Annotated in this window: 30 protein-coding genes; all 30 read right to left on the reverse strand. The window is 43.6% G+C overall.

What is annotated here, in order from left to right; genetic code table 11:
* Window positions 1–48: 48 nt before the first annotated feature.
* Window positions 49–795, reverse strand: coding sequence for a type I methionyl aminopeptidase (map, locus tag AUL54_RS09925; RefSeq protein WP_003156505.1), 747 nt, complete (start codon window positions 793–795; stop codon window positions 49–51).
* Window positions 792–1,445, reverse strand: coding sequence for an adenylate kinase (locus tag AUL54_RS09930; RefSeq protein ID WP_060963743.1), 654 nt, complete (start codon window positions 1,443–1,445; stop codon window positions 792–794). Before AUL54_RS09930 ends, map begins: the two co-directional genes overlap by 4 nt.
* A 51-nt stretch (window positions 1,446–1,496) precedes the next feature.
* On the reverse strand, window positions 1,497–2,792 hold the full coding sequence (gene secY / locus AUL54_RS09935; RefSeq protein WP_060963744.1) for a preprotein translocase subunit SecY: 1,296 nt from the start codon (window positions 2,790–2,792) through the stop codon (window positions 1,497–1,499).
* A gap of 1 nt (window position 2,793) precedes the next feature.
* Window positions 2,794–3,234: a 50S ribosomal protein L15 gene (gene rplO / locus AUL54_RS09940; protein ID WP_003156499.1), complete on the reverse strand. Its 441-nt coding sequence runs from the start codon at window positions 3,232–3,234 to the stop codon at window positions 2,794–2,796.
* Window positions 3,235–3,264: 30 nt separating this feature from the next.
* On the reverse strand, window positions 3,265–3,444 hold the full coding sequence (gene rpmD / locus AUL54_RS09945; protein ID WP_003156497.1) for a 50S ribosomal protein L30: 180 nt from the start codon (window positions 3,442–3,444) through the stop codon (window positions 3,265–3,267).
* 13 nt (window positions 3,445–3,457) lie between these two features.
* Window positions 3,458–3,958, reverse strand: a complete 501-nt coding sequence (rpsE, locus tag AUL54_RS09950) for a 30S ribosomal protein S5 (RefSeq protein ID WP_003328273.1) — start codon at window positions 3,956–3,958, stop codon at window positions 3,458–3,460.
* Window positions 3,959–3,982: 24 nt separating this feature from the next.
* Complete coding sequence (gene rplR / locus AUL54_RS09955) at window positions 3,983–4,345, reverse strand: 50S ribosomal protein L18 (protein ID WP_013350816.1); 363 nt, start codon at window positions 4,343–4,345, stop codon at window positions 3,983–3,985.
* A 33-nt stretch (window positions 4,346–4,378) separates the two neighbouring features.
* Entirely contained in the window at window positions 4,379–4,918 is a 540-nt protein-coding gene (gene rplF, locus AUL54_RS09960; RefSeq protein ID WP_060963745.1) for a 50S ribosomal protein L6, read from the reverse strand.
* Between the two features lie 30 nt (window positions 4,919–4,948).
* A complete protein-coding gene (rpsH, locus tag AUL54_RS09965; protein ID WP_003156489.1) occupies window positions 4,949–5,347 on the reverse strand; it encodes a 30S ribosomal protein S8 in 399 nt (132 codons plus the stop codon).
* A gap of 31 nt (window positions 5,348–5,378) precedes the next feature.
* On the reverse strand, window positions 5,379–5,564 hold the full coding sequence (gene rpsN / locus AUL54_RS20695) for a 30S ribosomal protein S14 (protein WP_003156488.1): 186 nt from the start codon (window positions 5,562–5,564) through the stop codon (window positions 5,379–5,381).
* 22 nt (window positions 5,565–5,586) lie between these two features.
* Window positions 5,587–6,126 (reverse strand): 50S ribosomal protein L5, encoded by a 540-nt coding sequence (rplE, locus tag AUL54_RS09970; RefSeq protein WP_003156487.1) that lies wholly within the window; start codon window positions 6,124–6,126, stop codon window positions 5,587–5,589.
* 26 nt (window positions 6,127–6,152) lie between these two features.
* Window positions 6,153–6,464: a 50S ribosomal protein L24 gene (gene rplX, locus AUL54_RS09975; RefSeq protein WP_014469620.1), complete on the reverse strand. Its 312-nt coding sequence runs from the start codon at window positions 6,462–6,464 to the stop codon at window positions 6,153–6,155.
* Window positions 6,465–6,500: 36 nt separating this feature from the next.
* Window positions 6,501–6,869: a 50S ribosomal protein L14 gene (gene rplN / locus AUL54_RS09980; RefSeq protein WP_007410404.1), complete on the reverse strand. Its 369-nt coding sequence runs from the start codon at window positions 6,867–6,869 to the stop codon at window positions 6,501–6,503.
* Between the two features lie 40 nt (window positions 6,870–6,909).
* Window positions 6,910–7,173 carry a 30S ribosomal protein S17 gene (gene rpsQ, locus AUL54_RS09985; protein ID WP_016935900.1) on the reverse strand — a complete coding sequence of 88 codons (264 nt, stop codon included), beginning with the start codon at window positions 7,171–7,173 and terminating at the stop codon, window positions 6,910–6,912.
* Between the two features lie 22 nt (window positions 7,174–7,195).
* Complete coding sequence (gene rpmC, locus AUL54_RS09990; RefSeq protein WP_003156482.1) at window positions 7,196–7,396, reverse strand: 50S ribosomal protein L29; 201 nt, start codon at window positions 7,394–7,396, stop codon at window positions 7,196–7,198.
* On the reverse strand, window positions 7,386–7,820 hold the full coding sequence (rplP, locus tag AUL54_RS09995) for a 50S ribosomal protein L16 (protein WP_003156478.1): 435 nt from the start codon (window positions 7,818–7,820) through the stop codon (window positions 7,386–7,388). Before rplP ends, rpmC begins: the two co-directional genes overlap by 11 nt.
* 1 nt (window position 7,821) lies before the next feature.
* Window positions 7,822–8,478, reverse strand: coding sequence for a 30S ribosomal protein S3 (gene rpsC, locus AUL54_RS10000; protein WP_003156476.1), 657 nt, complete (start codon window positions 8,476–8,478; stop codon window positions 7,822–7,824).
* A 3-nt stretch (window positions 8,479–8,481) separates the two neighbouring features.
* Complete coding sequence (gene rplV, locus AUL54_RS10005) at window positions 8,482–8,823, reverse strand: 50S ribosomal protein L22 (RefSeq protein ID WP_003156475.1); 342 nt, start codon at window positions 8,821–8,823, stop codon at window positions 8,482–8,484.
* Between the two features lie 16 nt (window positions 8,824–8,839).
* On the reverse strand, window positions 8,840–9,118 hold the full coding sequence (gene rpsS, locus AUL54_RS10010; protein WP_003156472.1) for a 30S ribosomal protein S19: 279 nt from the start codon (window positions 9,116–9,118) through the stop codon (window positions 8,840–8,842).
* A gap of 57 nt (window positions 9,119–9,175) precedes the next feature.
* Window positions 9,176–10,009, reverse strand: a complete 834-nt coding sequence (gene rplB, locus AUL54_RS10015) for a 50S ribosomal protein L2 (RefSeq protein ID WP_003156470.1) — start codon at window positions 10,007–10,009, stop codon at window positions 9,176–9,178.
* Between the two features lie 31 nt (window positions 10,010–10,040).
* On the reverse strand, window positions 10,041–10,328 hold the full coding sequence (gene rplW, locus AUL54_RS10020; protein ID WP_003156467.1) for a 50S ribosomal protein L23: 288 nt from the start codon (window positions 10,326–10,328) through the stop codon (window positions 10,041–10,043).
* Window positions 10,328–10,951 (reverse strand): 50S ribosomal protein L4, encoded by a 624-nt coding sequence (rplD, locus tag AUL54_RS10025; RefSeq protein WP_016935901.1) that lies wholly within the window; start codon window positions 10,949–10,951, stop codon window positions 10,328–10,330. Before rplD ends, rplW begins: the two co-directional genes overlap by 1 nt.
* 27 nt (window positions 10,952–10,978) lie before the next feature.
* A complete protein-coding gene (gene rplC / locus AUL54_RS10030) occupies window positions 10,979–11,608 on the reverse strand; it encodes a 50S ribosomal protein L3 (protein WP_007410402.1) in 630 nt (209 codons plus the stop codon).
* Between the two features lie 39 nt (window positions 11,609–11,647).
* On the reverse strand, window positions 11,648–11,956 hold the full coding sequence (rpsJ, locus tag AUL54_RS10035) for a 30S ribosomal protein S10 (RefSeq protein ID WP_003156464.1): 309 nt from the start codon (window positions 11,954–11,956) through the stop codon (window positions 11,648–11,650).
* Window positions 11,957–12,204: 248 nt separating this feature from the next.
* The gene (locus tag AUL54_RS10040; protein ID WP_060963746.1) at window positions 12,205–13,170 is read right to left on the reverse strand and encodes an alpha/beta fold hydrolase; all 966 of its coding nucleotides are present in this window, start codon (window positions 13,168–13,170) and stop codon (window positions 12,205–12,207) included.
* A 104-nt stretch (window positions 13,171–13,274) separates the two neighbouring features.
* Complete coding sequence (gene tuf, locus AUL54_RS10045) at window positions 13,275–14,465, reverse strand: elongation factor Tu (RefSeq protein WP_003156451.1); 1,191 nt, start codon at window positions 14,463–14,465, stop codon at window positions 13,275–13,277.
* Window positions 14,466–14,584: 119 nt separating this feature from the next.
* Window positions 14,585–16,663, reverse strand: coding sequence for an elongation factor G (gene fusA / locus AUL54_RS10050; protein ID WP_060963747.1), 2,079 nt, complete (start codon window positions 16,661–16,663; stop codon window positions 14,585–14,587).
* Window positions 16,664–16,715: 52 nt separating this feature from the next.
* Complete coding sequence (gene rpsG / locus AUL54_RS10055) at window positions 16,716–17,186, reverse strand: 30S ribosomal protein S7 (RefSeq protein ID WP_003156447.1); 471 nt, start codon at window positions 17,184–17,186, stop codon at window positions 16,716–16,718.
* 39 nt (window positions 17,187–17,225) lie between these two features.
* On the reverse strand, window positions 17,226–17,642 hold the full coding sequence (gene rpsL / locus AUL54_RS10060; RefSeq protein ID WP_003156445.1) for a 30S ribosomal protein S12: 417 nt from the start codon (window positions 17,640–17,642) through the stop codon (window positions 17,226–17,228).
* 115 nt (window positions 17,643–17,757) lie between these two features.
* On the reverse strand, window positions 17,758–18,006 hold the full coding sequence (locus AUL54_RS10065; RefSeq protein WP_045927004.1) for a 50S ribosomal protein L7ae-like protein: 249 nt from the start codon (window positions 18,004–18,006) through the stop codon (window positions 17,758–17,760).
* Window positions 18,007–18,057: the final 51 nt, after the last annotated feature.

Genomic DNA, 18,057 nt, shown 5'->3' on the forward strand with positions numbered 1-18,057 from the left:
GCCCAGGTGCGGAATGAAAAACATGTGTCACGGAATTCATTGCATCATCTAGACTTTTGTCAGTATATCAAAACCCGTTTCCGTAATCGCAATCGTATGTTCAAAATGAGCACACTTTTTCCCATCTACCGTTACAACCGTCCAGTTATCAGCCAATGTTTTCACATACCGGCTGCCAGCGTTAACCATCGGTTCTATAGCGAGAACCATACCAGGCTTCAGCCTAGGTCCTTTGTTTGGCGGACCGTAATGAGGAATTTGCGGATCCTCATGCAAGTCTTGACCAACACCATGTCCGACATACTCCCTAACAACTGAAAACTGCTCATTTTCGACATACGTTTGTATGGCGTGGGAAATATTCGACAAACGTTCACCTGGTTTTGCTTCCTTCAAGCCTTTATATAAAGACTCCTCTGTCACTTCCAGCAGTCGTTTATCATCATCACTGATGTTTCCTACCGGATATGTCCAAGCAGAGTCACCATGATAACCATTTAATTTAGCACCGATATCAATGCTGATAATGTCACCGTCACGCAAAACCCTTTTACCGGGAATTCCGTGAACGAGTTCTTCATTAACTGATACACAAATGCTCCCGCGAAACCCATTATACCCCTTAAAAGATGGGATTGCACCCTGCTTCTCAATAAAACGTTCGGCAATTTGATCCAATTCTTTTGTCGAGATTCCTGGTTTAATGTGCTTTTTCATCTCTTCATGAGTCAAAGCCACGATTCGCCCTGCTTCCCGCATGATGCTAAGCTCACGAGGGGTCTTACAGATAATCATTTGCTCAATCCTCCAAGAAGCTCTTTCACATCATTGTACACGTCATTAATGTCCTGCTGGCCATTGACGTTGACAAGATATCCTTTCCCGGAATAAAAATCGAGTAAAGGCTGAGTCTGCTTCATGTTCACCTCAAGCCGTTTTGAGACGGTTTCCTCATTATCATCTGCCCGTTGATAAAGGTCTCCTCCGTCTTTATCACAAACACCCGGCGTTTTCGGCGGATTGAAAACCAAATGATAGGTTGTGCCGCAAACACTGCAAATTCTGCGTCCAGTCAAACGTTCCATTAAAGAGTCTTTGTCTACTTTAATGTTGATGACATAATCAATCGGCTTGCCGTATTCCTCAAGAATGTTTTCAAGAGCTTCAGCCTGAGCGACTGTTCGCGGAAATCCGTCCAGAAGAAAACCTCTTTCACAATCATCTTTGCCAAGTCTTTCTTTGACAATGCCGATTGTGACTTCGTCCGGTACGAGCTCGCCTTTATCGATATAAGACTTTGCTTCGAGTCCGAGTGGTGTTTCTTCTTTCATAGCAGCACGGAACATATCTCCCGTTGAGATATGAGGTATCCCATAATCCTCAACAATTCGTTCTCCCTGTGTGCCTTTACCGGCTCCAGGAAGTCCCATTAAGACTAAGTTCATTCGGATTTCCCCCGTCCTCTCTTATTTAGAGGAATGGTTAAAACCAGTCCTCTAACTTTTCATAAATCCTCGGTAATTACGTTTCACTAACTGGCTCTCCAGCTGCTTCATTGTCTCCAAGGCTACCCCCACGACAATTAACAAAGATGTTCCGCCAATCTGTGCACTTTGAGGCAATCCAGCGAATTGAATGAAAAAGATAGGAAGAATGGAAATCACGGCTAAGAATATAGAACCCACAAACGTAAGTCGATACAAAATGCTCGTAATTCTATCTTGAGTCATTTTCCCTGGACGAACCCCCGGGATATAGCCACCCTGTTTTTTAAGGTTATCTGCCATTTGTTCAGGGTTTACCTGCACAAAAGCATAGAAGTACGTAAAGGCGATAATTAATGCGACATAAACCGTCATGCCCACCGGATGTGTATTGTCAAAGTTGGCTTGAATCCACTTTGTCACATCGTTTGTTCCGAAAAATGACGCGATAGTACGCGGCGTTATAAGAAACGCAACCGCAAAGATTACCGGAATAACCCCTGCCGGATTCACTTTAAGCGGAAGGTGAGTTGACTGGCCTCCGCCAGCAGGTGAACGACCTTGCCCTTTTGCATATTGAATCGCGATTTTGCGTACGGCCTGCTGAATGAAAATAACACCAACAATTACGGCCAAAATCGCAATCACCAGTAAGGCGATTTTCACAATATGAATAAACAGCTGATCGCTGCTGCCGACAAATTGAGTCTCATAAATCTGCCCAACAGTTTTCGGAATACTAGCCACAATCCCCGCGAAGATGATGATCGAAATTCCGTTTCCTACTCCATTGGAAGTAATTTGTTCTCCCAGCCACATTAAAAAAGCAGTTCCTCCAGTGAGTACTAAAGCAATAATCAGATATGTCGATATACCGGATTTCTCAATCAGCATACCGTTTGCCAGGTTGTTAAATCCATAAGACATACCTAATGCCTGGATAAAACCAAGCACAATCGTAGAATATCTCGTGAACTGAGCTAATTTACGGCGGCCGACTTCACCTTGCTTAGACCACTCGGTAAACTTCGGCACAACATCCATCTGAAGCAGCTGAATGATGATCGAAGCAGTGATGTAAGGCGTAATTCCCATCGCAAAGATGGAGAACTGATAAAGCGCACCGCCGCCAAATGTATTAAGGAGATCAAAAACCCCCATCGAACTTTGTGTCTGTAACGCCTGAGCATTAACATATGGCACAGGGATAAACGCACCTATGCGAAAGACGATAAGCATGAGTAATGTGAAAATGATTTTATTCCGAATATCACTCACACGCATAAAGTTGGAGATTGTCTTAAACAAGTTAGATCACCTCAGCTGTACCGCCAGCAGCTTCAACAGCTTCTTTCGCAGAAGCAGAGAATTTATTGGCTTTTACAGTTAATTTTTTCTCTAATTTACCGTTGCCAAGAATCTTTACTCCTGCATTTAGTTTGCTAATAACACCAGTCTCAAGAAGAAGTTCAGGAGTGACTTCCGTTCCTTCCGCAAAACCGTTCAATTTGTCTACGTTCACAATAGCGTATTCCTTACGGTTGATGTTTGTAAAACCACGCTTAGGAAGACGTTGGAATAAAGGCATTTGTCCCCCCTCGAATCCAGGGCGCACACCGCCGCCGGAACGAGCGTTTTGACCTTTGTGACCTTTACCAGCTGTTTTACCGTTACCAGAACCAATACCACGACCTACGCGATTGCGCACTTTGCGTGAACCTTCTGAAGGCTTTAATTCATGAAGTTTCATTAGGACACCTCCTTAGCCTATAATTTATTTTTATTGTTCTTTAACAGAAACTAGATGAGATACTTTATTAATCATACCGCGGATCGCAGCGTTATCTTCATGAACGACAGTTTGGTTCGTTTTCTTTAAACCAAGTGTTCTGACAGTAACGCGCTGATCTTCCGGGCGACCGATTACACTGCGTTTGAGGGTAATTTCTAATTTAGCCATTAATGTTCCCTCCTTATCCTAACAGTTCTTCTACAGATTTTCCACGAAGCTTCGCAACATCTTCGGCACGTTTAAGCTCACTTAAACCTTGAAGTGTTGCACGGATCATGTTGATCGGTGTGTTAGAACCTAAAGACTTAGAAAGGATATCAGCAACGCCAGCAAGCTCAAGTACCGCACGTACAGGGCCTCCAGCGATAACTCCAGTACCTTCAGAAGCAGGTTTCAACAAGATATTGCCTGCACCGAAACGTCCGATGATTTCGTGTGGAATCGTAGTTCCAACCATTGGTACTTCAATCAAATTCTTTTTCGCATCTTCAACAGCTTTGCGGATTGCTTCAGGTACTTCTTGTGCTTTACCAGTACCGAAACCTACGTGACCGTTTTTGTCACCGACAACGACTAGAGCTGCGAAACGGAAACGACGACCACCTTTAACAACTTTCGCTACGCGGTTAACCGTAACTAAGCGTTCTTCTAACTCTAATTTGCTTGGGTCAATACGACGCATAATCATGTGTCCCTCCTTTTTTTATTAAAATTTCAGTCCAGCTTCACGAGCTGCATCGGCCAGAGCTTTTACACGTCCATGGTATAAGTATCCGCCGCGGTCAAATACTACGTCAGAAACACCTTTCTCAGAAGCGCGTTTCGCAACGAGTTCACCGACTTTAGCAGCAGCAGCGCTGTCACCAGTGCTTTCCACGTTCAAATCTTTGTCGAGAGTAGAGGCACTAACAAGTGTAACGCCATTTACATCATCGATGATTTGAGCATAAATGTGTTTGTTTGAACGGAACACATTCAGACGAGGTCTTTCAGCTGTGCCTGAAAGTTTAGCACGAACACGAGCATGTCTTTTTTGACGAGCAGCATTTTTGCTAGTTTTCGTAATCATCCTTGGTCACTCCTTTCTTCACTTTAAGCGGTCTTACTTAGCAGATTTACCTTCTTTACGGCGAACAACTTCACCTTCGTAGCGGATTCCTTTACCTTTGTAAGGCTCTGGAGAACGTACAGCGCGGATGTTAGCAGCAGTAGCTCCTACACGCTCTTTGTCTGTACCTTTTACAACTACTTTTGTTTGAGAAGGAACTTCGATTTCGATGCCCTCTTCAGGAACCATCTCAACAGGGTGAGAGTATCCAACGTTTAAAACAAGTTTGTTACCGGATTTAGCCGCACGATAACCGACACCGACTAATTCCAAACCTCTTTCAAATCCTTTAGATACGCCTTCAACCATGTTTCCAAGCAGACTGCGAGTCGTACCATGCAACGCACGGTGCTCTTTATGATCAGAAGGACGAGTGACTGTAAGCACGTTGTCCTCAATTTTGATTTCCATATCAGGATGGAAAGTACGAGTTAATTCTCCTTTTGGTCCTTTTACAGCTACAGTGTTGCCTTCGTTCAGCGTTACTGTAACTCCAGATGGGATCTCAAGCAGTTTTTTACCTACACGAGACATACTAAAACACCTCCATTCTTGTTAAACTTCTTACCAAACGTATGCTAGAACTTCTCCACCAGCTTGTTTTGCACGGGCTTCTTTGTCCGTTAAAACACCTTGTGATGTAGAAATAATCGCAATTCCAAGACCGTTAAGTACGCGAGGTACTTCATTTGATTTAGCGTATACACGCAAACCTGGTTTGCTGATTCTTTTAAGACCAGTGATAACGCGCTCGTTGTTTTGTCCGTATTTCAAGAAAACGCGGATGATACCTTGTTTGCTGTCTTCTACGAACTCAACGTCACGAATGAAACCTTCACGCTTTAAAATGTCAGCAATTTCTCTTTTCAATTTAGAAGCAGGAATTTCAAGCTTCTCATGACGTACCATGTTTGCATTGCGAATACGAGTCAGCATATCTGCAATTGGATCTGTCATAACCATTATATAATTACCTCCTTCCCATTCTTGGGGATTACCAGCTGGCTTTTTTCACGCCAGGAATTTGTCCTTTATATGCAAGCTCACGGAAACAAATACGGCAAAGTTTAAATTTACGAATGACTGAGTGCGGACGTCCGCAGCGTTCACAGCGAGTGTACTCTTGCACTTTAAACTTTGGTGTACGTTGTTGTTTCGCAATCATTGACTTTTTAGCCACGATTTCGCCTCCCTTTCATTGATTATTTCTGGAACGGCATACCTACTTGAGTTAATAGCTCACGAGCCTCTTCGTCAGAGTTAGCAGTCGTTACGATAACGATGTCCATTCCGCGAACCTTTGTTACTTTATCGTAGTCAATTTCAGGGAAGATTAACTGTTCTTTGATACCAAGAGTGTAGTTTCCGCGACCGTCGAAAGATTTCTTAGAAATCCCGCGGAAGTCACGTACACGCGGTAAAGATACAGAAATAAGTTTATCAAGGAAATCATACATGCGCTCTCCGCGAAGAGTTACTTTCGCACCGATAGGCATTCCCTCACGAAGACGGAATCCAGCAATTGATTTCTTCGCACGAGTAACGACAGGTTTTTGACCTGCGATAAACGTTAATTCTTCAACAGCACTGTCGATTGCTTTCGCATTTTGAACAGCATCACCAACACCCATGTTGATTACGATTTTTTCGATTTTTGGCACCTGCATAACAGAGTCGTAGTTGAACTTCGTCATTAAAGCAGGTGAAATTTCTTTATTGTACTTTTCTTTAAGGCGGTTCATGAGATAGACCTCCCTTCCTTTAATTACTATTTATCTAAAACTTGCCCAGATTTTTTAGCAATACGAACTTTTTTGCCATCTTCCACTTTGTATCCTACGCGAGTCACTTCACCTGTTTTAGGATCGAGCGGCATAACGTTTGATACATGAATTGGCGCCTCTTGATTAGAAATACCGCCTTGAGGGTTTGTTTGAGTCGGTTTAGAGTGTTTCTTCACCATGTTTACGCCCTCAACTAGAACGCGGTCCTTTTTAGGGAAAGCAGCAAGGATCGTACCTTGTTTGCCTTTATCTTTACCAGAGATAACCATTACTTTATCGCCTTTTTTCACATGCATCCTGATCGCACCTCCTTGAGTAAGGCATTTATTTCATTAGATAACTTCTGGAGCCAGAGAAACAATTTTCATGAAGTTGTTTTCACGTAATTCACGAGCAACCGGTCCGAAGATACGAGTTCCACGCGGGCTCTTGTCGTCACGGATGATAACACATGCATTCTCATCGAAGCTGATGTATGATCCGTCAGTTCTGCGTGCTCCGCTTTTTGTGCGAACGATAACAGCTCTTACGACTTCACCTTTTTTGACAACGCCTCCTGGTGTTGCTTGTTTAACCGTGCAAACAATTACATCACCAATGTTAGCCGTTTTACGTCCAGAACCGCCAAGAACTTTAATAGTAAGTACCTCACGCGCACCGGAGTTGTCAGCAACTTTTAAACGAGTCTCTTGTTGAATCATTATTTGTTACCTCCCTTCGGAAAAAGAATTCCGAACTTTATTAGATAATAACAGCTTCTTCGACAACTTCTACTAGACGAAAACGTTTAGTTGCAGATAATGGACGAGTTTCCATGATCTTCACGATGTCTCCGATTTTAGCTTGATTATTTTCATCATGTGCTTTTAATTTCTTTGAGTATTTTACGCGTTTACCGTAAATAGGATCCTTTTTGTATGTTTCAACAACAACAGTGATGGTTTTATCCATTTTGTCAGAAACAACACGGCCTTGGTAAACCTTGCGTTGGTTACGTTCGCTCATGCTCACGACCTCCCCTCAGTGATTATTTGTTAGCAGCAATTTCTCTTTCACGAATCACAGTTTTCATGCGCGCGATAGCTTTGCGCACTTCACGAATGCGAGCAGTATTTTCAAGTTGTCCTGTCGCTAATTGAAAGCGAAGATTGAAAAGTTCTTCTTTAAGAGACTTTACTTTTTGTTCAATTTCAGCAGTGGTAAGGTCACGAATTTCATTAGCTTTCATTTGATTCACCACCAATTTCTTCACGTTTTACGAACTTCGTTTTAATTGGCAATTTGTGAGATGCAAGACGAAGCGCTTCACGAGCTACCTCTTCAGACACACCAGAAATTTCAAATAAAACTTTGCCAGGTTTTACAACAGCTACCCAGCCTTCAGGAGCCCCTTTACCGGAACCCATCCGTACCTCAAGCGGTTTAGCAGTGTAAGGTTTTGAAGGGAAAATTTTAATCCAAACTTTACCGCCACGTTTCATGTAACGAGTCATCGCAATACGTGCAGCTTCGATTTGGCGGTTCGTGATCCAAGAAGCTTCAAGAGCCTGGATACCGTACTCACCAAAATGTACTTCAGTACCGCCTTTAGCGCGACCGCGCATTTTTCCGCGATGCTCTCTGCGATATTTAACGCGTTTTGGTAATAACATATTATTTTCCTCCTTCCTCAGTTTTCTTCTTAGTAGGAAGAACCTCTCCACGATAGATCCAGACTTTTACACCGAGCTTACCGTAAGTTGTGTCAGCTTCAGATGTTGCATAGTCGATGTCAGCACGTAAAGTGTGCAATGGAACAGTTCCTTCACTGTAGTATTCAGAACGAGCGATGTCAGCTCCGCCAAGACGGCCGGAAACCATTGTTTTCACACCTTGTGCTCCAGCACGCATAGTGCGTTGGATTTGTTGTTTCTGCGCACGGCGGAAAGAAATACGGTTTTCTAGTTGACGAGCGATGTTGTCAGCTACAAGCTGAGCATCAAGATCTGCTCTTTTGATTTCAAGAATGTTAATGTGTACACGCTTGCCAGTTAGGCTGTTAAGGGCTTTACGAAGTGCTTCAACTTCAGATCCGCCTTTACCGATTACCATACCAGGCTTAGCAGTGTGGATCGTAATGTTAACGCGGTTTGCTGCGCGCTCGATTTCTACTTTAGAAACAGAAGCGTCAGAAAGGCGTTTGCTAATGAATTCACGAATTTTTAAATCTTCGTGCAGGAAGTCAGCGTAATCTTTACCAGCGTACCACTTAGATTCCCAATCACGAATGACTCCGATACGAAGACCGACTGGATTTACCTTTTGACCCACTACTTATCCCTCCTTCTTTTCTGATACAACGATTGTAATGTGGCTCGTACGTTTGTTGATTTGGCTCGCACGTCCCATAGCACGCGGGCGGAATCTTTTTAACGTTGGGCCTTCGTCAACAAATGCCTGAGAAATAACCAGATTGTTAGCGTCCATCTCGTAGTTGTGCTCAGCATTTGCGATAGCAGATTTTAAAACTTTTTCGATGATTGGAGAAGCAGCTCTCGGTGTTAGGTTCAAGATAGATACTGCTTCGCCTACTTGCTTACCTCGAATCAGGTCCATTACTAGACGTGCTTTACGAGGAGCAATACGGACTGTTCTTGCAACAGCTTTAGCTTGCATTTAAAAGCCTCCTCTCTTAGCGTCTTGTTTTTTTATCGTCACTGGCGTGGCCTTTGTAAGTACGAGTCGGTGCGAATTCGCCCAACTTGTGGCCTACCATGTCTTCAGAAATGAATACAGGCACGTGTTTACGTCCGTCATATACTGCGATTGTGTGACCGATAAATTGTGGGAAAATAGTTGAACGGCGAGACCAAGTTTTTACAACTTGTTTCTTGTCCGTTTCATTTAATTTCTCGATTTTTGTCATCAAGTGTCCATCGACAAATGGTCCTTTTTTCAAGCTGCGAGCCATTTTGGAACCTCCCTTCGTGATTGCACTACGGTCCGAAATGAACCGTAGACAACCCCGTTATTTATTTTTACGACGACGTACGATAAATTTATCAGATTTGTTCTTTTTCTTACGTGTCTTGAATCCAAGAGTCGGTTTGCCCCAAGGAGACATTGGTGATTTACGTCCGATTGGCGCGCGACCTTCACCACCACCGTGCGGGTGATCGTTAGGGTTCATTACAGAACCGCGGACTGTAGGGCGGATGCCTTTCCAGCGAGAGCGTCCTGCTTTACCAACGTTGATAAGTTCGTGCTGCTCGTTACCTACTTGACCGATAGAAGCGCGGCAAGCAGAAAGGATCATGCGAACTTCACCAGAGTTAAGACGTACAAGAACGTATTTGCCTTCTTTACCAAGAACCTGAGCAGATGTACCAGCTGAACGTACAAGCTGTCCGCCTTTACCAGGTTTTAATTCAATGTTATGCACAACAGTACCAACAGGGATGTTGATAAGCGGAAGTGCGTTACCTACTTTGATGTCAGCTTCAGGGCCGGACATGATTTCAGTACCTACTTGAATTCCTTTTGGTGCAAGAATGTAACGTTTTTCTCCGTCTACATAGTTGATTAGTGCGATGTTAGCTGAACGGTTTGGATCGTATTCAACTGTAGCAACGCGTCCAGGTATACCATCTTTATCGCGTTTGAAGTCGATAACACGGTATTGGCGTTTGTGTCCGCCACCTTGGTGACGTACAGTCAATTTACCTTGGTTGTTACGTCCGCCTTTTTTGTGAAGGGGAGCAAGCAAGGATTTTTCCGGCTGGTCAGTCGTGATTTCAGCAAAATCTGAAGTTGTCATGCCACGACGTCCGTTAGAGGTCGGTTTATACTTTTTAATCGCCATTTTGAATTTCCCTCCTTCTTTTTACAGATAATTAAGCTTCAAAAATTTCGATTTCTTTGCTGTCTGCAGTAAGTTTTACGATCGCTTTTCTGCGACGGCTAGTCATACCAGTATAGCGGCCGACACGTTTTGATTTCCCTTTGTAGTTCATGATGTTGACTTTGTCAACTTTCACTCCAAAGATACTTTCAACTGCATCTTTCACTTCTGTTTTATTAGCTCTTACATCAACTTCAAAAGTATATTTCTTTTCAGTCATTAAATCAGCAGAACGTTCAGTAATGACGGGGCGCTTAAGAACATCACGAGGATCTTTCATTATGCAAGCACCTCCTCTACTTTTTCAACCGCAGCTTTTGTAATCAGAAGCTTCTCGTGGTTGACAACGTCTAACACGTTGATTCCGTTAGCTTGAACAACTGTAACTCCAGGGATGTTGCGTGCAGAAAGAGATACTGCTTCGTTTGCATCCGCAGTTACGATTAAAGCTTTTTTCTCAACAGACAATCCTTTAAGGATAGCTGTCATTTCTTTTGTTTTAACCGTATCAAGAGTAAGATCTTCAAGAACAATAATGTTGTTGTCGTTCACTTTAGAAGACAATACTGATTTGATTGCCAAGCGGCGAACTTTTTTAGGTAATTTGTAAGAATAGCTGCGTGGTGTTGGGCCGAATACGACACCACCTCCGCGCCATTGCGGTGAACGGATTGAACCTTGACGGGCACGACCTGTACCTTTTTGACGCCATGGTTTGCGACCTCCGCCGCGTACTTCAGAACGATTTTTTACTTTGTGAGATCCTTGACGTAAGGAAGCTCTTTGCATAAGAATAGCGTCGAATACTACGCTCTCATTTGGCTCAATTCCAAATACAGAAGCGTTTAATTCGATATCACCAGCAGTAGAACCGTTTTGGTTGTATAATGCTACTTTTGGCATGATCAATTTCCTCCTTTCCTAAGAGACTTATTTAGATTTAACAGCACTTTTTACAGTGATTAAAGTTTTTCTCGCACCAGGTACGTTACCTTTAATCAAAAGAAGATTGCGCTCAGCATCAACTTTTACGATTTCAAGGTTTTGGACAGTGATTTGATCTCCGCCCATGCGTCCAGGTAATAGTTTACCTTTGAATACACGGTTAGGATCTACAGGTCCCATTGAACCAGGACGACGGTGGTAGCGTGAACCGTGAGACATAGGTCCGCGAGATTGTCCGTGGCGCTTGATCGCACCTTGGAAACCTTTACCTTTAGATACTCCTGTTACATCTACGATTTCTCCTGCAGAGAAAATTTCAACCTTGACTTCCTGACCAATTTCATACGCATCCATATCCACGCCGCGTAATTCTTTAACGAAGCGCTTAGGAGCAGTTTCCGCTTTTGCAACGTGTCCTTTTTCCGGTTTGTTTGAAAGCTTTTCACGCTTATCGTCAAAACCAAGCTGGATCGCTTCATAGCCATCGTTTTCAGCTGTTTTCTTTTGAAGAACAACGTTTGGAGCTGCTTCAATAACAGTTACCGGGATAAGATCACCGTTCTCTGCGAATACTTGCGTCATACCAATTTTTCTTCCTAAGATTCCTTTGGTCATTCGTCACACCTCCTATTAAGATCATTCTATATTTTTGAATTAAAGTTTGATTTCGATATCGACACCAGATGGTAAGTCTAATCGCATGAGAGCATCAACAGTTTGTGGTGTTGGGTTCACAATGTCGATTAAACGTTTATGTGTACGCATTTCAAATTGCTCACGAGAATCTTTGTATTTGTGCACCGCACGAAGGATTGTGTAAACTGATTTTTCAGTTGGCAACGGAATCGGACCAGATACGCTGGCACCAGAACGTTTTGCCGTTTCAACAATCTTCTCTGCAGATTGATCAAGGATTCTATGATCATATGCTTTTAAACGAATACGAATTTTTTGTTTTGCCATTATTTTCCCTCCTTTTCGCCTACATCACGTTAGACAGTTCTCCGTGAGAAAAACCTGATCACCTTGCCATGGCAAAGCGGCCGGGTGTGTCAGCAACCTCTCACTTCATCGCAGTCAAAGACCAACATACACTATTATACAGAAAATAGACGTATGTTGCAAGGTTTATTTGAAGAACCTTGTGGTTTTCACACTTTGATTATTATACAGGTGATGTCTTGATTAATCAAGGATATGCCTGTTTTCTTTCAGAGATGGAAAGATGCGAATCGGCTGACAACTTCGGCAAAGCGGTCAGGCTCCTCCAAGTGAGGCGAATGGGCTGAGTTTTCAAACCAGTGCCATTCTTTATACGGCGCTTCAACCTTCTGATAATATTCGTAAGATGTCGTTCCCGGAACCGTCAAATCGAATTTGCCTGACATAAAACAGCATGGTATTTCAATAGAAGAAACTGATTTCCCGGCATCAAAGAAAATGAGATCCTCCCACAGATGTTTCAGGCTGAACATTTGTCCCCGCGCAGCCAAAAAGCTCCCTCTCACACCGTACGGTTCCCCAAACAGCATTCGTCCGCCTGCTTTTAGAGCGCCGATCGGATTGTGGGTGAAGCCTCCTCCCTTCATCTCGATACAAAGCAGAAACAAAGACCGCTGCACCTGTCCGTCCCATGGAGGTGCACCGATAAAATCCAGCGTCTTTTGCAGCAGGCGGTGCTTACGCTCCCTGCTCCATGCTGTCAGCTGCCGGTAAGCTTCTGCTTCCTCCTTTTGGATATTAACCACTTGACTGATACCGATATACGCATAATACAAATCAGATCTCTTTTGAAGAACGTGAAGCGCCAAAACTGATCCCCACGAATAGCCTGCGATATATACTTTTTGCCTGCCGAATTGCTTACATAAACGTTCGGTCAAATGAATGGTGTCGGCCGTCAGCTGATCCAAAGTCATAGATGATTCTGGAATATCTTTTGAATACGAGAGTCCCGCCCCTCTCTGATCCCAGTTCACAACAGTGAAATGCTCTTCCAGCTTTTTTTGGTATTTTCTCGCATAGCCGATTTGAGGGGTGCCGGGGCCGCCGTGCAAAAACAGAAGCAGCGGATTACTCCTGTCGTCGCCATTAATCATAACGGTCTGTTCGCAGTCGTTAATCAGCAATTGCTGAAGCATTGAAATCCGTTTGTTTGTCTTGAAGTTATCATTCATCACTCTGCTCCTAAAATTTGTATAATCTCTATTATACATTGAATCAGCCGGGAAACAAAAAAAACGAGGCCCCATAAGGGACCCCGCATGTATAAACGAGTCGATTACTCAGTGATTGTAGAAACAACGCCTGAACCAACTGTACGTCCGCCTTCACGAATAGAGAAACGAGTTCCTTCTTCGATAGCGATTGTAGAGATAAGTTCAACGATCATTTCAGTGTTATCTCCAGGCATAACCATTTCTACGCCTTCTGGAAGATTGATGATACCAGTTACGTCAGTTGTACGGAAGTAGAACTGAGGACGGTAGTTAGAGAAGAATGGAGTATGACGTCCACCCTCTTCTTTAGAAAGAACGTAAACTTCAGCTTTGAATTTGCTGTGTGGAGTGATTGTACCTGGTTTAGCAAGTACTTGCCCACGTTGGATGTCTTCACGAGCTACACCGCGAAGAAGTGCACCGATGTTGTCTCCAGCTTCAGCGTAATCAAGAAGCTTACGGAACATTTCAACACCTGTAACAGTTGTTTTGCTGTTTTCTTCTTGAAGACCGATGATTTCAACTTCGTCACCGACTTTAACTTGTCCGCGTTCTACACGGCCAGTAGCAACTGTACCACGACCAGTGATTGAGAATACGTCCTCAACTGGCATCATGAATGGTTTTTCAGTGTCGCGTTCTGGAGTTGGGATGTACTCGTCAACTGCAGCCATTAGTTCAAGAATTTTTTCTTCGTACTCAGCGTCGCCTTCAAGAGCTTTAAGAGCAGAACCTTTAACAACTGGTACATCGTCACCAGGGAAGTCGTATTCGCTAAGAAGATCGCGAACTTCCATTTCAACAAGCTCAAGAAGCTCTTCGTCGTCTACCATGTCGCATTTGTTAAGGAATACAACGATGTATGGTACACCAACGTTTTTAGAAAGAAGGATGTGCTCACGAGTTTGTGGCATTGGGCCATCAGCAGCAGATACTACAAGGATAGCTCCGTCCATTTGCGCAGCACCAGTGATCATGTTTTTAACATAGTCAGCGTGTCCTGGGCAGTCAACGTGTGCATAGTGACGAGTGTCAGTTTCGTACTCAACGTGTGCAGTAGAGATTGTGATACCGCGCTCACGTTCTTCTGGAGCACCATCAATTTGATCGTACGCCATAGCTGTACCTTTACCAGATTTCTTATGAAGTACTGTTGAGATAGCAGCAGTTAATGTTGTTTTACCATGGTCAACGTGTCCAATTGTACCGATATTGGCATGTGATTTGGAACGGTCGAATTTTTCTTTAGCCATTCTAAAATCCTCCTTAAGAGCTTTTAATTAGTGATGTATAGAGTGATAGAAAGTGAAAGCAAGCTTTCACTTCCTCATCTTACAATAGTAGTTATACTTGAGTTAAGTGGCAAAATCAATTATTCGCCTTTATTTTTTTTGATAATTTCTTCAGCAATGCTCTTCGGCACTTCTTCGTAGTGATCCATGAACATAGTGAACGTACCGCGACCTTGCGTGTTAGAACGAAGGGCAGTAGCGTAACCGAACATTTCAGCAAGAGGTACCATCGCACGCACAACTTGAGCGTTACCGCGCGCTTCCATACCTTCTACGCGTCCGCGGCGAGAAGTAATATCGCCCATGATGTCTCCCATGTATTCTTCAGGAATAACCACTTCAACTTTCATGACTGGTTCAAGAAGAACTGGGTTACATTTGCTGACTGCATTTTTCAATGCCATAGAAGCAGCGACTTTAAACGCCATTTCGTTTGAGTCAACATCATGGTAAGATCCATCAAAAAGTTTCGCCTTGATGTCGATTAGCGGGAATCCTGCTAGGACACCATTTTCAAGAGAGTCTTCAAGACCTGCTTGTACGGCTGGGATGTATTCACGAGGAACAACACCACCGACGATTGCGTTTTCGAATTCAAAGCCTGCGCCTTCTTCGTTCGGTTCAAATTCGATCCAAACGTGACCGAACTGACCGCGTCCGCCTGATTGACGTACGAATTTACCTTCAACTTTTGCACCGGTACGGAATGTCTCACGGTACGCAACTTGAGGAGCACCAACGTTAGCTTCAACTTTGAACTCACGCTTCATACGATCAACAATGATATCAAGGTGAAGCTCACCCATACCAGAGATGATTGTTTGACCCGTTTCAGGGTTTGTTTGTGTGCGGAATGTAGGATCCTCTTCAGCAAGTTTTGCTAAAGCGATACCCATTTTATCTTGGTCAGCTTTTGATTTAGGCTCAATCGCTACGTCGATAACTGGCTCTGGGAATTCCATGGATTCAAGGATTACAAGATCCTTCTCATCACAAAGAGTATCTCCAGTAGAAGTATCTTTTAGACCTACAGCAGCTGCGATGTCTCCAGCGTAAACAGTAGAGATCTCTTCACGGCTGTTAGCGTGCATTTGAAGGATACGTCCTACGCGCTCACGCTTGCCTTTTGTAGAGTTCTTTACATATGAACCGGAATCAAGTGTACCGGAATATACGCGGAAGAACGTCAGCTTACCGACATAAGGGTCAGTCATAACTTTAAATGCAAGTGCAGAGAATGGCTCTTCATCAGAAGAATGACGAACGATCTCTTCATCTGTATCAGGACGTACACCTTTGATTGCAGCAACATCAGTTGGCGCAGGAAGGTAGTCAAGAACAGCATCAAGTACAAGCTGAACACCTTTGTTTTTGAAAGCAGAACCAACAAGTACAGGGTAGAATTCAACATTCAGTGTACCTTTACGAATTGCAGCTTTCAGTTCAGGGATAGTGATTTCTTCACCTTCAAGGTACTTTTCCATAAGCTCTTCATCAAGCTCGGCTACAGCTTCAATCAGGCTGTTGCGAAGCTCTTCAGCTTGTTCTTTGTACTCTTCAGGGATTTCTTTCGCATCTGAACGAGTTCCAAGGTCATCTTCGTAGAAATACGCAACGTTTTCTACTAAGTCGATGATACCTTCGAAGTTGTCTTCAGCACCGATCGGCAATTGAATTGCGTGAGCGTTAGCTTGAAGACGGTCTCTTAAAGTTCCTACAGAGTAAAGGAAGTCTGCGCCGATTTTGTCCATTTTGTTGACAAATACAACACGCGGCACTCCGTAAGTTGTTGCCTGGCGCCAAACAGTTTCTGTCTGAGGCTCAACACCTGATTGAGCATCAAGTACGGCAACCGCACCATCCAGTACACGGAGTGAACGTTCAACTTCAACTGTGAAGTCCACGTGTCCCGGTGTATCGATGATGTTTACACGGTAACCTTTCCACTGTGCAGTTGTTGCTGCAGAAGTGATTGTGATACCGCGTTCTTGTTCCTGCTCCATCCAGTCCATTTGCGAAGCACCTTCGTGAGTTTCGCCAATTTTGTGGATACGGCCTGTGTAGAACAAGATCCGTTCTGTAGTCGTCGTTTTACCGGCATCGATGTGAGCCATGATCCCGATATTACGAGTTTTTTCTAAGGAGAACTCTCTTGCCATTGGGTAATTTCTCCTTCCTTATTAGGGAATTATTATTTTGATTATATGAATCCTACCAGCGGTAGTGAGCAAATGCTTTGTTCGCTTCTGCCATCTTGTGAGTGTCTTCACGTTTCTTAACGGCAGCACCAGTGTTGTTAGCTGCATCAAGAATTTCGTTAGCCAGGCGCTCTTCCATTGTTTTTTCTCCACGAAGACGCGCATAGTTAACCAACCAGCGAAGACCAAGAGTTGTACGGCGTTCAGGACGAACTTCTACAGGCACTTGGTAGTTAGCTCCACCTACACGGCGTGCTTTTACTTCAAGTACAGGCATGATGTTTTTCAATGCTTGTTCGAAAACCTCCATTGCATCATTGCCAGTGCGTTCTTTAATGATATCGAATGACTTGTATAGGATTGTTTGAGATTTACCTTTTTTACCGTCGATCATCATTTTGTTGATCAGGCGGGATACCAGCTTAGAGTTGTAAAGCGGATCAGGTAAAACATCTCTTTTTGCTACAGGACCTTTACGTGGCATCTGAATATCCTCCCTTCATAGTTTTAATGATTTATTTAATTACTTTGCTTTAGGGCGTTTCGTACCGTACTTAGAACGGCCTTGCGCACGGTTTTCAACTCCGGCAGTATCAAGCGCACCACGAACGATGTGGTAGCGTACCCCCGGTAAGTCTTTTACACGTCCGCCGCGGATCAGTACAACGCTGTGCTCTTGCAGGTTGTGACCGATACCAGGAATGTAGGCAGTAACCTCGATTCCGTTAGTCAAACGAACACGAGCATATTTACGAAGTGCTGAGTTCGGTTTTTTCGGTGTCATTGTACCCACACGAGTACATACCCCGCGTTTTTGTGGAGAAGATACGTTAGTGTGCTCTTTTTTAAAGCTGTTGTATCCTTTGTTTAGTGCAGGTGACTTAGAGTTTTCAACTTTGCTCACGCGTCCCTTGCGAATTAGCTGATTAATTGTAGGCATGTTGTGTTCCTCCCTTCATTACGTTTTATAACCCACATACCCAGGTGGTTCATCATTAGGCAAAAAACAATGTCTTTACACAAGATGGGCATCTTATATAAAAACAAAAAGTACGCTATAACATAATGGCAACAGCTGCTGCTCCCACTTCAATTCCGCAGGCTTTGCCGAGCTTTTTCATGGAATCTACCATACAGACGTCGATGTCTCGGTTCTTTGCAAGCTGGATCACGCCAGCCGTAAGAACTGTATCCGCGTCTTTTGCCACGACGACTTCCTTCACTGAACCTCGTTTCAGAGCTTTCACTGTTTGCTTCGTACCAATAATAATTGATTTGGCCTGTGATACTTTATCATAAGACATAAACATATCCTCCAAAGTAACAGGTTTTATTTCGAGCACCTTGGTTATATT

Origin of the sequence: Bacillus sp. SDLI1 (genome assembly GCF_001553895.1) — a bacterium.
GTDB lineage: Bacteria > Bacillota > Bacilli > Bacillales > Bacillaceae > Bacillus > Bacillus siamensis.

Coding starts and splice junctions, on each gene's coding strand:
- fusA (WP_060963747.1), bottom strand. CDS start 16,663: ATGGCAAGAGAGTTCTCCTTAGAAAAAACTCGTAATATCGGGATCATG.
- rpsE (WP_003328273.1), bottom strand. CDS start 3,958: ATGCGTCGTATTGACCCAAGCAAATTAGAGTTAGAAGAACGCTTAGTT.
- rpsQ (WP_016935900.1), bottom strand. CDS start 7,173: ATGAGCGAACGTAACCAACGCAAGGTTTACCAAGGCCGTGTTGTTTCT.
- AUL54_RS09930 (WP_060963743.1), bottom strand. CDS start 1,445: ATGAACTTAGTCTTAATGGGACTTCCTGGAGCCGGTAAAGGCACACAG.
- rpmD (WP_003156497.1), bottom strand. CDS start 3,444: ATGGCTAAATTAGAAATTACCCTCAAACGCAGTGTAATCGGTCGCCCG.
- rplB (WP_003156470.1), bottom strand. CDS start 10,009: ATGGCGATTAAAAAGTATAAACCGACCTCTAACGGACGTCGTGGCATG.
- rplN (WP_007410404.1), bottom strand. CDS start 6,869: ATGATTCAACAAGAGACTCGTTTAAAAGTTGCTGACAACTCCGGTGCG.
- rplO (WP_003156499.1), bottom strand. CDS start 3,234: ATGAAACTTCATGAATTAAAGCCTTCAGAAGGTTCACGCAAAGTGCGC.
- rplX (WP_014469620.1), bottom strand. CDS start 6,464: ATGCATGTGAAAAAAGGCGATAAAGTAATGGTTATCTCTGGTAAAGAT.
- rpsJ (WP_003156464.1), bottom strand. CDS start 11,956: ATGGCAAAACAAAAAATTCGTATTCGTTTAAAAGCATATGATCATAGA.
- rpsL (WP_003156445.1), bottom strand. CDS start 17,642: ATGCCTACAATTAATCAGCTAATTCGCAAGGGACGCGTGAGCAAAGTT.
- rplV (WP_003156475.1), bottom strand. CDS start 8,823: ATGCAAGCTAAAGCTGTTGCAAGAACAGTCCGTATTGCTCCTCGTAAA.
- AUL54_RS10040 (WP_060963746.1), bottom strand. CDS start 13,170: ATGAATGATAACTTCAAGACAAACAAACGGATTTCAATGCTTCAGCAA.
- rplC (WP_007410402.1), bottom strand. CDS start 11,608: ATGACCAAAGGAATCTTAGGAAGAAAAATTGGTATGACGCAAGTATTC.
- rplF (WP_060963745.1), bottom strand. CDS start 4,918: ATGTCTCGTGTAGGTAAAAAACTGCTTGAGATCCCATCTGGAGTTACA.
- rpmC (WP_003156482.1), bottom strand. CDS start 7,396: ATGAAAGCTAATGAAATTCGTGACCTTACCACTGCTGAAATTGAACAA.
- rplW (WP_003156467.1), bottom strand. CDS start 10,328: ATGAAAGATCCTCGTGATGTTCTTAAGCGCCCCGTCATTACTGAACGT.
- tuf (WP_003156451.1), bottom strand. CDS start 14,465: ATGGCTAAAGAAAAATTCGACCGTTCCAAATCACATGCCAATATCGGT.
- rpsS (WP_003156472.1), bottom strand. CDS start 9,118: ATGGCTCGCAGCTTGAAAAAAGGACCATTTGTCGATGGACACTTGATG.
- rplP (WP_003156478.1), bottom strand. CDS start 7,820: ATGTTATTACCAAAACGCGTTAAATATCGCAGAGAGCATCGCGGAAAA.
- map (WP_003156505.1), bottom strand. CDS start 795: ATGATTATCTGTAAGACCCCTCGTGAGCTTAGCATCATGCGGGAAGCA.
- rpsH (WP_003156489.1), bottom strand. CDS start 5,347: ATGGTTATGACAGATCCAATTGCAGATATGCTGACTCGTATTCGCAAT.
- AUL54_RS10065 (WP_045927004.1), bottom strand. CDS start 18,006: ATGTCTTATGATAAAGTATCACAGGCCAAATCAATTATTATTGGTACG.
- rplD (WP_016935901.1), bottom strand. CDS start 10,951: ATGCCAAAAGTAGCATTATACAACCAAAACGGTTCTACTGCTGGTGAT.
- rplE (WP_003156487.1), bottom strand. CDS start 6,126: ATGAACCGCCTTAAAGAAAAGTACAATAAAGAAATTTCACCTGCTTTA.
- rpsG (WP_003156447.1), bottom strand. CDS start 17,186: ATGCCACGTAAAGGTCCTGTAGCAAAAAGAGATGTTTTACCTGATCCG.
- rplR (WP_013350816.1), bottom strand. CDS start 4,345: ATGATTACGAAAACTAGCAAAAATGCTGCTCGTCAAAAAAGACATGCT.